Origin of the sequence: Intestinibacter sp. (assembly GCF_022780145.1) — a bacterium.
Lineage (GTDB): Bacteria > Bacillota > Clostridia > Peptostreptococcales > Peptostreptococcaceae > Intestinibacter.
In genome coordinates this window covers 1-13,543 of sequence record NZ_JALEXO010000112.1, presented here as the reverse complement: position 1 = coordinate 13,543, position 13,543 = coordinate 1, and the positions used below count along the sequence as shown (strand labels likewise).

The following is a 13,543-nucleotide window of genomic DNA, read 5'->3' as shown; positions in this document are numbered from 1 at the left end:
CTTTTGAAAAGGAAGTAGCAGCATCTGAAGATTTGAAGGTTGATAACAGTAAAGCTGAAAAATAGAAAGAGGTAATAGAATTGGCTAAAAGTAAACAAGCTAAAATGAATAAAATAATTGCCATTGGAATAGCAGTAGTTTTAATAGTAACAAGTATTACTACTTTGATAAGTGTTATTTCATGGTATTTATAAAAAATCTAAAAATGCAAATTAAAGGTCATCGTGTAAATATATACGGTGGCTTTTTTTGCATTTTATTATTTTCTAGGAAATTTTTACAAAAAAATTGCAGGAAATCGTATTTATTAAAATTAAATAGTAGACATCAAAAGTAAATAATGTATAATATTTAGTGGTAATAATAAATAAAAGACTAGAGTATATATATAATTTAAATGAATTAGAATGATATAAATTAAAAATAAGTATAAAAAGGAGAAAAAAATGGATAGAAATTTAGCATTAGAGCTTGTAAGAGTTACAGAGGCAGCAGCATTAGTGTCATCACAATTTATGGGTAGAGGAGATAAAGATGGTGCTGATGGAGCAGCAGTAGAAGCTATGAGAAGAGCTTTTGAATCAGTAAAAATAAAGGGTGAAGTTGTAATTGGAGAGGGAGAGCTTGACGAAGCTCCGATGTTATATATAGGAGAAAAGGTCGGCAGCCAAGAAGAAGGATGTATGGAGGTTGACATAGCTGTAGATCCACTTGATGGGACTACATTAATAGCAAAAGGACTTCCAAATGCTATATCAGTAATAGCGATGGGTAAAAAGGGTTCTCTATTAAATGCACCAGATACTTATATGAAAAAAATAGTTGTAGGACCAAAGGCAAAGGGTGCAATAGATTTAGATAAAAGTGTAGAAGAAAATATATTAAATGTTTCAAAGGCTTTAGGAAAAAAACCAACTCAAATGACAATCATGGCTCAAGATAGAGAAAGACATAACTATATATTTGAACCAGCTAGAAAATTAGGTTGCAAGATAAGAATGTTTGGAGACGGAGATGTTGCAGCTGGTATTGCAACTTGCTTTGAGGAAACAGGTGTTGATATGCTAATGGGAATCGGTGGAGGACCAGAAGGTGTAATAACAGCTGCTGCTATAAAATGTATGGGTGGAGATATGCAAGCCCAAATTTATCCATTAAGCGAACAAGAAAGAAATAGATGTCATGAAATGGGATTCTCAGATGAAGATATCCAAAAGAAATTAACTATAGATGATTTAGCAAAGGGAGACGATTTATTCTTTGCGGCTACAGGGATTACAGAAGGAAATCTATTAAAAGGTGTAATTCATATTGGAGATAATAAAGCTAAAACAGAATCTGTAGTAATGAGAGGAAAAACAGGAACTATAAGATTTGTAAATGCTATACATAATTTAGATAAAAATCAAATATTAATAGATTTAATGAAAAAATACAATATGGAATAGAAAATATTGTTAAAAATTTGAATTAATAAGAAGATAATCCATTTATTTTGTTGTATATTGGCAAAAACAATGGATTATTTTTTATATGTGTAAATATATTTAGCAAAAAAATGTATACAAATATGTATTTTATTTTATTTATTGACCATAATATAAAAAAAATGCTATTATTAGATTGTAATTATGTTCGAGCTAAAATAAATATCTTTTCTTTTTCATGCCGTTTATTTCCAAATTAAAATAATTTAAATAAAAATTGTGAGCGAGGAGGCCTATTTTGAATATAGAAAATATTAATCTAAATGACTTGAACAGTCAAACATTAGCTCAATTAAGAGAAATTGCAAAAGAGTTAAATGTAAAGTCAGTAACTAAGTATAAAAAAGCGGATTTAATTGAAAAAATAAAGGAAGCTGTTAATAAATTAAAAAATGATGATACGGATGCAACTAAGGAAGAAAACAAAATAATAAAAGAAAACAAAGATACGGATAAAAATAAGGATTTAGAAAAAGAAGAGAAAGAAATCTTAGATGAAAAACATACTAAAGTAGATGAAGATAATAAAACTGAAAGTACAGATAATATAAAACAAACACCATACAAACCTGAAAATAATAAAAATAATAAATACGAAAATAAAAATTATACAAAAAATAATACTCAAGGAAATATAAATAATCAAAGAAATTACAATAAATTTCAAAAAAATGATAATAAACAACAAAATAACGACAATAAATCTTCTAATAATACAAAGGGAAATTATACACCTAAGGTAGTAGAGGAATCTAAAATAATAAATGAATTTAATACTTCAAAGGATGATGAAGTAGTAGGTGTATTAGAAATATTACCAGATGGATTTGGATTTTTGAGAGGTTCAAATTATTTATCTACAGAAAATGATGTATATGTATCTCCTTCTCAAATAAGAAGATTTAATATGAAGACAGGAGATAAGGTAAGAGGTATAACAAGACATCCTAAAACAGGAGAAAAATTTAGAGCTCTTTTATTTGTTCAAAAGATAAATGATGAAGATCCAGAAACTGCAATACAAAGAAAGTCTTTTGAAACATTAACTCCTATATATCCAGAAGAAAGATTAACTTTAGAAAAACAACCAAATGAAATATCTACTAGATTGATAGATTTAATATCACCAATAGGAAAAGGACAAAGAGGTTTAATTGTTGCGCCTCCTAAGGCGGGTAAAACTATTCTTTTAAAAAGTGTCGCAAATAGTATAGTAAAAAATTATCCAAATGTGGAATTGATAGTATTATTAATAGATGAACGACCTGAAGAAGTTACAGATATGAAGGAGTCTATTGATGCAGATGTTATATATTCAACATTTGATCAAGTTTCAAATCATCATGTAAAGGTAGCGGAAATGGTCTTAAATAGAGCACAGAGATTAGTTGAGCATGGAAAGGATGTTGTTATATTATTAGATAGTATAACAAGACTAGCTAGGGCTTATAACCTAACTATTTCACCTACAGGAAGAACGCTATCAGGTGGTTTAGATCCAGGTGCATTACATGGACCTAAAAAATTCTTCGGTGCAGCTAGAAATATAAGACAAGGTGGGTCTCTTACTATTTTAGCTACAGCTTTAGTTGAAACTGGTTCAAGAATGGACGATGTAATATTTGAAGAATTCAAAGGTACAGGTAATATGGAACTACATCTAGATAGAAAATTAGCAGAAAAGAGAATTTTCCCAGCTGTAGATATCTATAAATCTGGAACAAGAAGAGAAGATCTATTATTATCAGATAAAGAAAAAGCTGCTTTATGGAAATTAAGAAAAGAAATGAGCAACAATTCTGTACTAGAGGTTACAGATAATATATTAGAAGCATTGAAGAGAACAAAAACTAATGAAGAATTTATAAACAATATAAATGGAGAGCTTAATAAATAAATTTTAAAGACTGTTAAAAATGCTTGAACCCTTCGAAAACATATGATATAATGTTGGAGTTGATATTTGAAGAAGTAAAAAAAATTAGTATAATTAATTTTAAAATATAAAGAAAAAAGAGGTGACAATAATGCAAAAAGATATACAACCAAAATATAAAGAAGTAGAAGTACGTTGTGCTTGTGGAAATACTTTCATGGCTGGTTCAACTAAGGACGAAATAAGAGTTGAAATTTGTTCTCAATGCCATCCTTTCTATACAGGAAAACAAAAGAATATAGAAAAAGGTGGAAGAATCGACAAATTCAAAAAAAGATTCAACATGGAATAATATTCAAAAAAAACAGGGGTTGGTTTTCCAGCCTCTATTTTATTTTTACGATAATTACGAGGGATGTATAGGATAAAAGATTTTTTATTTTTCAACATGCCCTTTTTTAATACTGTAAATTTGATATAATATTAGATGTGTAAAAACTTAATCGCGGGTTAAGGAGAATGTTATGGAAAATAAAAAAAGATTAGGCAAAGTCGGAGGCCAGGCTGTAATAGAGGGAGTAATGATGCAGTCAGAGGATTACAAAGCTATTGCGGTTAGAAAGCCTAATGGAGAGATAGAGATAAAAAAGGATAAGATTAAAAGCTGGGTAAGAGATAAAAAAATAGATAAAATTCCTTTTTTAAGAGGGGGATTTATTTTAATAGATACAATGGTCAGTGGAATAAAGAGTTTGAATTTTTCTTCGGAGTTTTTCTTAGAAGAAGAGGAAGAGGATGCTATAGATAGATTTCTTAAAAAAATATTTAAAGAAAAGGCAAATGATGCAATAATAGTAGTGTCTTTAATAATATCTTTATTGCTTTCTGTTGGTATTTTTGTGTTGATACCTACTTTTATAGGTGGATTATTTGCTAAGATAATAGATAGTCATATAGCACTTAATTTAATCGAAGGCGCGATTAGAATAGCGATACTGATAGCTTATATGGCTATAGTTTCCTTGAATTCAGATATCAAGAGAGTATTTGAATATCATGGTGCCGAGCATAAAACCGTCTATTGTTATGAAAATGATTTAGAATTGACAGTTGAGAATGCTAGAAAATTTGGAAGATTGCATCCTAGATGCGGTACAAATTTTTTATTTATAGTTATGTTTATATCCATTATATTGTTTTCTTTTTTTGGATGGCCAAATCCATTTTTAAGAGTAGCTATAAGAATTTTATGCATACCGATAGTTGCAGGAATATCTTATGAAATAATAAAATTTCTTGGGAAATATAATAATATTTTAAGCAAAATTGTCGCATATCCAGGGATGATGATGCAAAAAATAACTACAAAAGAGCCTGATGACGGACAATTAGAGGTTGCAATAGCAGCACTTAAGGCAGCATTAGGTGAGAATTAAGGGGTAATTTATGACTATTAAAGAAATAATTATAAAATATTGCCGAGAGCTAGAAAATATTAGCGATACTCCTAGATTAGATGTCGAACTACTTTTAAAGAGAGCATTGGGAGATGTTGATTCTATGTATATAAGAATGTACTTAGATAAAGAATTAAGCGAGGATCAAGAAAAATATTTTCTAGAAATGATGAAGGATAGATTGAATCAAAGACCAATTGCTTATATTTTAGGAAATAGAGAATTTATGGGATTGGATTTTTTTGTGAAAGAGGGAGTTTTGATTCCTAGACCAGATACAGAAACATTAGTAGAAGAAATTATAAATATATGCAATAATAAAACAGGATTGAATATTTTAGATATAGGTACAGGTTCAGGAGCAATTACTGTTAGCCTAGCTAAATATTTAGATAAATCACATATAGTATCAGTAGATATTTCTGATATTGCCTTAGAAATAGCATCTAAAAATGCCGTTTCAAACAAAGTGGATGAACGAATAGATTTTATCAAATCAGATGTCTTTTCAAATGTATCAAGAGAAAATAAATTTGATATAATAGTATCTAATCCACCATATATAAAAAAATCAGATATAGATGGATTAGATAGACAGGTAAAAGATTTCGAGCCTTATAATGCGTTAGAAGGTGGAGAAGATGGACTTGATTTTTATAGAAAGATAACAAGAGAGTCTAGAGAATTTTTAAATGAAAATGGAATATTGGCATATGAAGTTGGACATGATCAAGCATCTGATGTAAGTAAAATTATGCAACAAAATGGTTTTAAGGGTATATATACCAAATCTGATTTGCAAGGATTTGAAAGAGTAGTAATAGGATTTTATAATAATTAGGAAGGTGAAAAAATGTTAAATAAACTGCAAGTATTAGAAGATAAATACAAAGAGCTTACAGAAAAAATCAGCGACATAGAAGTTATAAACGACCAAAAAACATGGCAAAAATACATGAAAGAACACGCTGATTTAGAACCAATCGTAATGAAATACAGAGAATATAAAGAAGTAATAGACAATATAAAAGAATCTAAAGAAATACTAGAAGAAGAATCTGATGAAGAATTAAGAGAATTAGCTAAAATGGAATTATCAGAATTAGAATCTAAGGTAGAACCAATAGAAGACGAATTAAAAGTATTATTATTACCTAAAGACCCTAACGATGATAAGAACGTTATAGTTGAAATCAGAGGTGGAGCAGGTGGAGATGAAGCTGCTTTATTCGCTGGAGATTTATTCAGAATGTACTCTAGATATGCTGAAAGAAGAAGATGGAAAACTGAACTTCTAAGTGCAAGTGATACAGGTGTAGGTGGATACAAAGAAGTTTCTTTCATGATAAAAGGTAAAGGAGCTTACTCTAGACTTAAATACGAATCAGGTGTTCATAGAGTTCAAAGAATACCAACAACTGAATCAGGCGGTAGAATACATACTTCAACTGCAACAGTAGCAGTTTTACCAGAAGTAGAAGATGTAGAAGTAGAAATCAATCCAAACGACTTAAGAATAGACGTGTTTAGAGCTTCTGGAAACGGTGGACAATGCGTAAATACAACTGACTCAGCTGTAAGAATCACTCATATCCCAACAGGTGAAGTAGTTTCTTGCCAAGATGAAAAATCACAATTAAAAAATAAAGAAAAAGCTATGAAGGTATTAAAGGCTAGATTATACGACAAAGCACTAGCTGAACAACACGACGATATAGCAGCTGAAAGAAAGAGCCAAGTTGGTACAGGAGATAGATCTGAAAGAATAAGAACTTATAATTTCCCACAAGGAAGAGTAAGTGACCATAGAATAAATTTAACATTATATAAATTAGAATCTTTCTTAGATGGTGATCTAGATGAAATGATAGATGCACTTATAACAGAAGACCAAACAAAGAAAATGTCAGCTATATAATGATAACTGCCAAATGATTTTGATATATCATTTGGCTTTTTTATAAGGCATATTAAACTCTCTTAAATTATTAATTTTAGTAGTCGAATCTACATATAATAAAATAAATTAAATTGGGAGAGTGTAATAATATGGTTTTTAAAATTACATTAATTGGTCTGCTTGCAGGAGTGTTGGGAACTGGTATGGGCGGTGTTTTATCTGGTATTTTTAAGAAAAAGATCGATAAATGCATAGATTTTTTTATGGGATTAGCTGGTGGTATAATGCTGGCGGTTGTCGTATTTGACTTGATGAAGGAAGCCATAGAGTTAAAGGGAATTTGGATAACTGTAATTGCGACCTTTATGGGAGTAATAATAACGATGCTTATAAAAAATAATTTAGATATGTCGCAAGATCAAAAGTCGGGATATTTAATTTTTATAAGTATTATGCTACATAATTTGCCAGAAGGATTGGCTATAGGGTCGTCCTTTGTATCGGCTACACATTTAGGATGGACACTTGCATTAGTAATAGGAATACATAATATTCCTGAAGGACTAGCTACAGCACTAAGTCTTGCGGGAACAAAAATGAAAACAAGTAGGATTATATTATATACAGTTATAGCAGGAGTTCCTATGGGCATAGGAAGTTTTCTTGGAGTATATTTTGCAGGAAACTTCAATTCTCTAATTGGAATATTTTTATCGATTGCAGCGGGAACTATGTTATATGTTGTACTTGAAGAAATTTTACCAAGAACTAAGAATATTTTTTGTATAATAGGTTTTTTAGTTGGAACAATAATTGTATATTGTGTTTAGATAAAAGAGGTGGAATAAAATATGGATACATTGATTAGTAAAATTGACGTAGATAATATAGATATGGAGGAAATAAGAAAACAAGCAGAAATTTTAAAATCAGGCGAAACTGTTATCTTCCCAACTGAAACAGTTTATGGCTTGGGAGCAAATGCATTAGATGAAGAAGCGGTTAGTAAAATTTATGAAGCTAAAGGAAGACCTAGTGATAATCCTTTAATTGTTCATATAAGCGACAAAAAACAAATATATAATTTAGTTAAAAGTGTGCCTAAGCAAGCCGAAATAGTTATGGATAAATTTTGGCCAGGACCTATAACTATAATTTTAAATAAAAAAGACATAATACCAAAAAGAACTAGTGGAGGACTAGATACAGTTGCTATCAGAATGCCTTCTAATAAAATAGCGAATGCACTTATAAGAGAAGCAAATATTCCTATAGCTGCTCCGTCTGCTAATATATCTGGAAGACCATCACCAACTAGAGCTTCACATGTTTATGAACAAATGAACCACAGAGTTAGTGGAATAATTTTAGGAAATGATTGTGTATATGGACTAGAATCGACTGTTTTAGACTTAACAGGAGATATTCCGACTATATTGAGACCAGGTAGCATAACAAAAGAACAACTAGAAAAAGAGCTTGGAGATGTCAAATTAGATTCAGCATTAGAAAAGAAAGAAGATAACATAAAAGCCAAAGCTCCAGGTATGAAATATACACATTATTCTCCAAATGCAGATGTTTATATTGTATCGGGTGAACGATTTAAGGTTATTGATAAAATAAATAAGCTGACAGAAGAAAATGACAGAAAAAACTTAAAAACAGGTGTCATATGTTTAGAAAATAACAAAAAATTGTATATAGGAAAAACTATATGTTTAGGAGAAACTTTAGAAGATGTTGCTGCAAATCTATTTGATGCATTAATACAAGCAGATAAGGAAAAATGTGATATAATATATTCAGAAGAATTTACAAATGAAGGTATAGGATGTGCTATAATGAACAGACTTTTGAAATCTGCCGGATATAAGATTATAAAGGCTTGATAATAAATTAATTTTGTTGAAATTTGATATGAAAATAAGTTATTATTAAGTTAGAAATGTTTTCCTGCTTAAATAAAATAAGAAATATTAAAATTTAGTTAAAAAAACAACGAAGAATAAAAATTAACAATTAAGAAAAGTATTGCAACTTGTTTATTTTATGTAAACTTTAGTTATGTTTAATAATTAGAAAATAAATTATAATTAAAAAAAGTTGTGGTAGTTTATGAAAAATAATTGTATAATTATATCTAGATAGTTAAAAAAAAATCAATCATTTAAATAAAAAAATTTATATAGGAGAATTAGAAATGAAAATAGGTTTAGGATGTGACCATGGCGGTTACAATTTAAAATTAGAAATAATAAAACATTTAGAAGCAAAAGGAATAGAATGTGTAGATTATGGAACAAATAGTGCTGATGAATCAGTAGATTATCCAATCTATGGACAAAAAGTAGCAGAAGCAGTAATAGCAAAAGAAGTTGATTATGGAATAGTATGCTGTGGTACAGGAATAGGCATATCATTAGCAGCAAACAAAGTACCTGGAATAAGATGTGCTGTAGTATCTGATGTATTCTCAGCTAAAATGTCAAAGGCGCATAACAATGCAAATATGTTAGCTCTAGGAGAAAGAGTATTAGGAAAAGGTCTTGCTTTGGAATTAGTTGATACATGGATTAATACAGAATTCGAAGGCGATAGACATTTAAGAAGAGTCAATTTAATAGGTGACATAGAAAAGAAATACAACAAATAATAAAAACTAAAATAAAGAAATTAGTATAGGAGGCAAATAATGAGTAAAGTTATAGTTACAGATCATCCATTAATTCAACATAAATTAACTCTTATGAGACAAACAACAACAGGTTCAAAGGATTTTAGAGAATTATTGAGAGAAATATCAATGTTAATGGGGTATGAGGTAACGAGAAATTTACCGTTAGAAGAAATAGAAATAGAAACACCTATAACTACAACAAAGTCAAAAATCATATCTGGTAAAAAATTAGGAATAGTACCAATACTAAGAGCAGGTTTAGGAATGGTTGAAGGATTTGTAACATTAGTTCCAACAGCTAGAGTAGGTCATGTTGGTCTATATAGAGATCCAGAAACTTTAAAACCAGTTGAATATTATTGCAAATTACCACAAGATATTCAAGAAAGAGAAATGATAATTGTAGATCCAATGCTTGCAACAGGTGGTTCTGCTATAGCAGCTATAGATGTATTAAAGGCTAAAGGAGCAAAAAATATAAAATTAGTAAATTTAGTTGCAGCTCCAGAAGGTATACAAGAAGTACAAAAACATCATGATGATGTAGATATATTTGTAGCAGCGATAGATGAAAAATTAAATGATCATGGATATATAGTTCCAGGATTAGGTGATGCAGGAGATAGAATATTTGGTACTAAATAATTTAATAATAAGGGGGATCTATATTATATAGATCCTTATAAAATAATAGGGGCTAAGTATTCTGTATACATAATAAATAAAATATTTATTAGGAAAAGAGGATTAATTATGAGACCATCATGGGATGAATATTTTATGGAAATAGCAGAAATAGTGAAGAAACGTTCTACCTGTATTAGAAGACAAGTAGGTGCTGTTATAGTAAAGGACAAACAAATCTTAACAACAGGTTATAATGGTTCACCAAAAAAATTAAAACATTGTGAAGAAATAGGATGTAAAAGAGAGCAACTTAAAATCCCTTCAGGACAAAGACACGAGCTTTGTAGGGCATTACATGCAGAGCAAAACGCAATAATTCAAGCAGCTCATAATGGAATTAATATAAATGGCTCTACTCTGTACGTAACTACCAGACCATGTGTTATGTGCGCTAAAATGTGCATAAATGCTGGTATAGAAAAAATCGTTTACTTAGGTGACTATCCTGATGAGCTATCAAGTGAGATTTTAGAAGAGGCAGGAATAGAAGTTGTTAACTTTAAAAAATAACAATTAGATATCAAGATAGTAATAAACTAAAATAGTATATTAAATATACAAAAAATAATATTTATATAAAAAATAAATAAATATTTTTAATTAAATTTATTTATTTGTTTAAAAATATGGTAATATATTTAATAAAAATATATACATATTTTGTAAAATAAATTAAAAAGGTGTGTTTATATCATGAAAAACAGAAGTGTATTTAGCATAGTAGCAGAAATGGGATCTCTAATAACCCAGTTAGGTATAATCGTATTAGTTTGTATATTTGGATGTTTTTTTATAGGAAGATTTATAGATTCTAAATTAAATACAGACCCTATATTCATGGTTATATTTTTGGTATTAGGGATAGCCAGTGCATTTAACTCTGTATATAAAGTTCTTCGTAAATACACGAAAGGGAAGTGATTAGATGGATGTCAAGGTATCAAAAGAGGTTAAGGCGATTACAGTCGGTGTTCCTATATTTGATGTAGTGGCAATTGTAATATTACTAATTATATCAAAGTTTAGTTTTCCTATGCTTATAGGAATTATTTTTGGGAGTGTAATAGCTGTACTTAACTTTAGATTACTAGCATTGGCACTAGAAAAGGCAGTAGATTTACCACCAGGAAAGGCTCAAGCGTATACTGGTATTAGATATATGGTAAGGCTTACAATAACTGCTGCAGCACTTATTGTATCTGTTAGGAATCCTCATTTACATATAATAGGAACAGCAATAGGATTAATAAGTACTCAAGTTGTTATATTTATAAAAACATTAGTAACATCAAAATTTAAAAGAAAGGAGGTATAGTTGTGAAATACGCACAATGGATTATTACGTTTTCAAATGGTTTCCGCATAAGTGAGACTGTAGTTACAAGCTGGATAATAATGGCTTTCTTGATAATAGTATCACTTTTACTAACTAGAAACTTAAAAGTAGTTCCCACTAGCAAGGTTCAAATAATGTTAGAATATGGTGTGACTATGCTTAAGAATCTAGTTGAAGGTAATATGGGTAAGGACGTATTTAAAAAGATGCCAAATATGTTCTATTACATAGGCGCATTATTTTTATTCTTCCTATGTTCAAACTTAATTGGTTTACTTGGATTTAAATCTCCAACAACCGATGTTGATACTACACTTGGATGGGCATTAATTACTGTGTTCTTGATTTACTTCGAGGGTATGAAAGCAAAAGGACTTGCTTATTGGAAAGGATTATTGGAACCAGTTCCACTATTATTCCCTTTGAATATAGTTAGTGAATTTGCAACTCCAATATCACTTACATTCCGTCCATTTGGGAACATATTAGGTGGTACAGTAATTATGGGACTTCTTTACCAATTATTAGCGTTCATATCAACACTAATACCTAGCGTATCAATCCCATTCTTACAATTAGTAATACCAGTGCCTTTACATCTATACTTTGACTTGTTTTCAGGTTGCTTGCAAGCATTTATATTTGTAATGTTAACAATGGTATTTGTATCAAATGCAACAGAGTAGTAAGCTTAAAATTTAAAAAATTATCAATTTATCAAACTTATTAAAAAGAAAAATTTAAAATTTATATCTTTTAAGGAGGAATTTATTATGGAACAAGCATTAATGGTATTAGGATCTGCTATAGGAGCAGGAATCGCAGTTACATCAGGTATAGGTTCAGGGATAGGACAAGGATACGCAGCAGGTAAAGGTGCAGAAGCCGTTGCTAATCAACCAGAAGCTAAAGGGGATATAATCTCTACAATGCTTTTAGGGGCAGCAGTTGCAGAATCAACAGGTATATATGGTCTAGTTATAGCAATAATCCTTATATTTGCAAATCCATGGGTATAAAAAGTTATTTAAAAATATTTTTAAATTTACAATTGGGAGGTGTTTGGTCATCTCCTAAATGTAAGTTTTAGGGTTTGTCAAGAGGAGGAATAGTTATGGATTTCAAACCGGTAGTAATCATATCATGGGAATTATTATTCCAGATTATAAATACAGTTATACTATTCTTAGTATTGAAAAAAATATTATTTAAACCAGTTCTAAATATAATTGAAAAAAGAGAAAATATGATTCAAGAAGATTTAGCAGCAGGTGCAAAAGCTAAGAATGAAGGTATAGCTTTAAAGAAAGAATATGAAGAAAAAGTTAGCATAGCGAAAGAGGAAGGTAGAGAAATTATCAGACAGGCTACTGCTAGAGCCGAGGAAAAATCTAACCAAATAGTTTCTGATGCGCAAGCTGAAGCAGTAGCATTAAAAGCTAAAGCAAGCAAAGATATTGCTCAAGAAAAAGAACAAGCTATTGCTGAAATCAGAAATGACATATCAGATATAGCTATACTAGCAGCATCAAAAGTATTAGAAGAAGATATAGATAAATCTAAACATGAAGATTTAATCGAAAAATTTATAAAAGAGGTAGGGGAAGCTAAATGATAGATGTAATAGCTAACAGATACGCTGAAGCTCTATTTCAAATAGGTGAAGAAGAAAATAAAATTGACAACCTATATAATGAACTAAAAGAAGTATCTTCTCTAATAAGTGAAAATAAAGAATTAAACAATGTTATGAAGTCTCCATTAGTATCAAAGGCTGAAAAAATTCAATTAGTTGATGCGCTATTTGCAGGAAAAATAGACAACGACTTAAAGAATTTTTTCAAAGTTTTAATAGAAAAAGGAAGAATGAATTCTTTAAAATCAATAGAGACTACATATAAAGAATTGCTAAATGAAAAGAAAAATATCTTAGAAGGATATGTAATAAGTGCAATTCCAATGGATGATGTGAAAATAAAAGAGCTTGAAAGTGAGCTTTCTAAAAAATATAATAAAAATGTTACTTTAGAGAACAAAGTTGATGAAAGTGTCTTAGGTGGAGTCTTGGTAAGACTTGGAAATACTGAAATAGACGGAACAATAAAAACTCGTCTAGATGG

General features: G+C 29.7%; 17 protein-coding genes. All 17 read left to right on the top strand.

The genetic code is table 11. The annotated features are described in order from the left end of the window. The first annotated feature begins 446 nt into the window (after positions 1 to 446). A complete protein-coding gene (glpX, locus tag MR593_RS04045) occupies positions 447 to 1,448 on the top strand; it encodes a class II fructose-bisphosphatase (protein ID WP_290687127.1) in 1,002 nt (333 codons plus the stop codon). Between the two features lie 283 nt (positions 1,449 to 1,731). Beyond that, a complete protein-coding gene (gene rho / locus MR593_RS04040) occupies positions 1,732 to 3,384 on the top strand; it encodes a transcription termination factor Rho (protein ID WP_442908401.1) in 1,653 nt (550 codons plus the stop codon). A 130-nt stretch (positions 3,385 to 3,514) separates the two neighbouring features. Continuing rightward, complete coding sequence (gene rpmE / locus MR593_RS04035) at positions 3,515 to 3,715, top strand: 50S ribosomal protein L31 (protein WP_290687125.1); 201 nt, start codon at positions 3,515 to 3,517, stop codon at positions 3,713 to 3,715. A gap of 172 nt (positions 3,716 to 3,887) precedes the next feature. Beyond that, positions 3,888 to 4,799 carry a DUF1385 domain-containing protein gene (locus MR593_RS04030; protein ID WP_290687123.1) on the top strand — a complete coding sequence of 304 codons (912 nt, stop codon included), beginning with the start codon at positions 3,888 to 3,890 and terminating at the stop codon, positions 4,797 to 4,799. 10 nt (positions 4,800 to 4,809) lie between these two features. Beyond that, positions 4,810 to 5,661, top strand: coding sequence for a peptide chain release factor N(5)-glutamine methyltransferase (prmC, locus tag MR593_RS04025; protein WP_290687122.1), 852 nt, complete (start codon positions 4,810 to 4,812; stop codon positions 5,659 to 5,661). Positions 5,662 to 5,673: 12 nt separating this feature from the next. Further along, entirely contained in the window at positions 5,674 to 6,738 is a 1,065-nt protein-coding gene (prfA, locus tag MR593_RS04020) for a peptide chain release factor 1 (protein ID WP_290687120.1), read from the top strand. Positions 6,739 to 6,869: 131 nt separating this feature from the next. Then, positions 6,870 to 7,550, top strand: a complete 681-nt coding sequence (locus MR593_RS04015) for a ZIP family metal transporter (protein ID WP_290687118.1) — start codon at positions 6,870 to 6,872, stop codon at positions 7,548 to 7,550. 21 nt (positions 7,551 to 7,571) lie between these two features. Then, complete coding sequence (locus MR593_RS04010; RefSeq protein WP_290687116.1) at positions 7,572 to 8,612, top strand: L-threonylcarbamoyladenylate synthase; 1,041 nt, start codon at positions 7,572 to 7,574, stop codon at positions 8,610 to 8,612. A 311-nt stretch (positions 8,613 to 8,923) separates the two neighbouring features. Beyond that, complete coding sequence (gene rpiB / locus MR593_RS04005) at positions 8,924 to 9,376, top strand: ribose 5-phosphate isomerase B (RefSeq protein WP_290687114.1); 453 nt, start codon at positions 8,924 to 8,926, stop codon at positions 9,374 to 9,376. Between the two features lie 39 nt (positions 9,377 to 9,415). Next, positions 9,416 to 10,045, top strand: coding sequence for a uracil phosphoribosyltransferase (upp, locus tag MR593_RS04000; RefSeq protein WP_290687112.1), 630 nt, complete (start codon positions 9,416 to 9,418; stop codon positions 10,043 to 10,045). Positions 10,046 to 10,153: 108 nt separating this feature from the next. Continuing rightward, entirely contained in the window at positions 10,154 to 10,597 is a 444-nt protein-coding gene (locus MR593_RS03995) for a deoxycytidylate deaminase (protein WP_290687111.1), read from the top strand. Between the two features lie 183 nt (positions 10,598 to 10,780). Beyond that, positions 10,781 to 11,008: an AtpZ/AtpI family protein gene (locus MR593_RS03990; RefSeq protein WP_290687109.1), complete on the top strand. Its 228-nt coding sequence runs from the start codon at positions 10,781 to 10,783 to the stop codon at positions 11,006 to 11,008. 4 nt (positions 11,009 to 11,012) lie between these two features. After that, positions 11,013 to 11,402, top strand: a complete 390-nt coding sequence (locus MR593_RS03985; RefSeq protein ID WP_290687108.1) for an ATP synthase subunit I — start codon at positions 11,013 to 11,015, stop codon at positions 11,400 to 11,402. Between the two features lie 2 nt (positions 11,403 to 11,404). Further along, positions 11,405 to 12,109 (top strand): F0F1 ATP synthase subunit A, encoded by a 705-nt coding sequence (gene atpB / locus MR593_RS03980; RefSeq protein ID WP_290687106.1) that lies wholly within the window; start codon positions 11,405 to 11,407, stop codon positions 12,107 to 12,109. A gap of 87 nt (positions 12,110 to 12,196) precedes the next feature. Beyond that, positions 12,197 to 12,442 carry an ATP synthase F0 subunit C gene (gene atpE, locus MR593_RS03975; protein WP_290687105.1) on the top strand — a complete coding sequence of 82 codons (246 nt, stop codon included), beginning with the start codon at positions 12,197 to 12,199 and terminating at the stop codon, positions 12,440 to 12,442. A gap of 95 nt (positions 12,443 to 12,537) precedes the next feature. Beyond that, positions 12,538 to 13,038 (top strand): F0F1 ATP synthase subunit B, encoded by a 501-nt coding sequence (atpF, locus tag MR593_RS03970; protein ID WP_290687103.1) that lies wholly within the window; start codon positions 12,538 to 12,540, stop codon positions 13,036 to 13,038. Then, a partial coding sequence (locus tag MR593_RS03965) for a F0F1 ATP synthase subunit delta (RefSeq protein WP_290687101.1) occupies positions 13,035 to 13,543 on the top strand: 509 nt, incomplete at its 3' end. The genes atpF and MR593_RS03965, both read left to right, overlap by 4 nt.

Coding starts and splice junctions, on each gene's coding strand:
- MR593_RS04010 (WP_290687116.1), top strand. CDS start 7,572: ATGGATACATTGATTAGTAAAATTGACGTAGATAATATAGATATGGAG.
- rpmE (WP_290687125.1), top strand. CDS start 3,515: ATGCAAAAAGATATACAACCAAAATATAAAGAAGTAGAAGTACGTTGT.
- prfA (WP_290687120.1), top strand. CDS start 5,674: ATGTTAAATAAACTGCAAGTATTAGAAGATAAATACAAAGAGCTTACA.
- atpF (WP_290687103.1), top strand. CDS start 12,538: ATGGATTTCAAACCGGTAGTAATCATATCATGGGAATTATTATTCCAG.
- rpiB (WP_290687114.1), top strand. CDS start 8,924: ATGAAAATAGGTTTAGGATGTGACCATGGCGGTTACAATTTAAAATTA.
- MR593_RS04030 (WP_290687123.1), top strand. CDS start 3,888: ATGGAAAATAAAAAAAGATTAGGCAAAGTCGGAGGCCAGGCTGTAATA.
- prmC (WP_290687122.1), top strand. CDS start 4,810: ATGACTATTAAAGAAATAATTATAAAATATTGCCGAGAGCTAGAAAAT.
- upp (WP_290687112.1), top strand. CDS start 9,416: ATGAGTAAAGTTATAGTTACAGATCATCCATTAATTCAACATAAATTA.
- MR593_RS03985 (WP_290687108.1), top strand. CDS start 11,013: ATGGATGTCAAGGTATCAAAAGAGGTTAAGGCGATTACAGTCGGTGTT.
- atpE (WP_290687105.1), top strand. CDS start 12,197: ATGGAACAAGCATTAATGGTATTAGGATCTGCTATAGGAGCAGGAATC.
- MR593_RS03995 (WP_290687111.1), top strand. CDS start 10,154: ATGAGACCATCATGGGATGAATATTTTATGGAAATAGCAGAAATAGTG.
- MR593_RS03990 (WP_290687109.1), top strand. CDS start 10,781: ATGAAAAACAGAAGTGTATTTAGCATAGTAGCAGAAATGGGATCTCTA.
- MR593_RS04015 (WP_290687118.1), top strand. CDS start 6,870: ATGGTTTTTAAAATTACATTAATTGGTCTGCTTGCAGGAGTGTTGGGA.
- glpX (WP_290687127.1), top strand. CDS start 447: ATGGATAGAAATTTAGCATTAGAGCTTGTAAGAGTTACAGAGGCAGCA.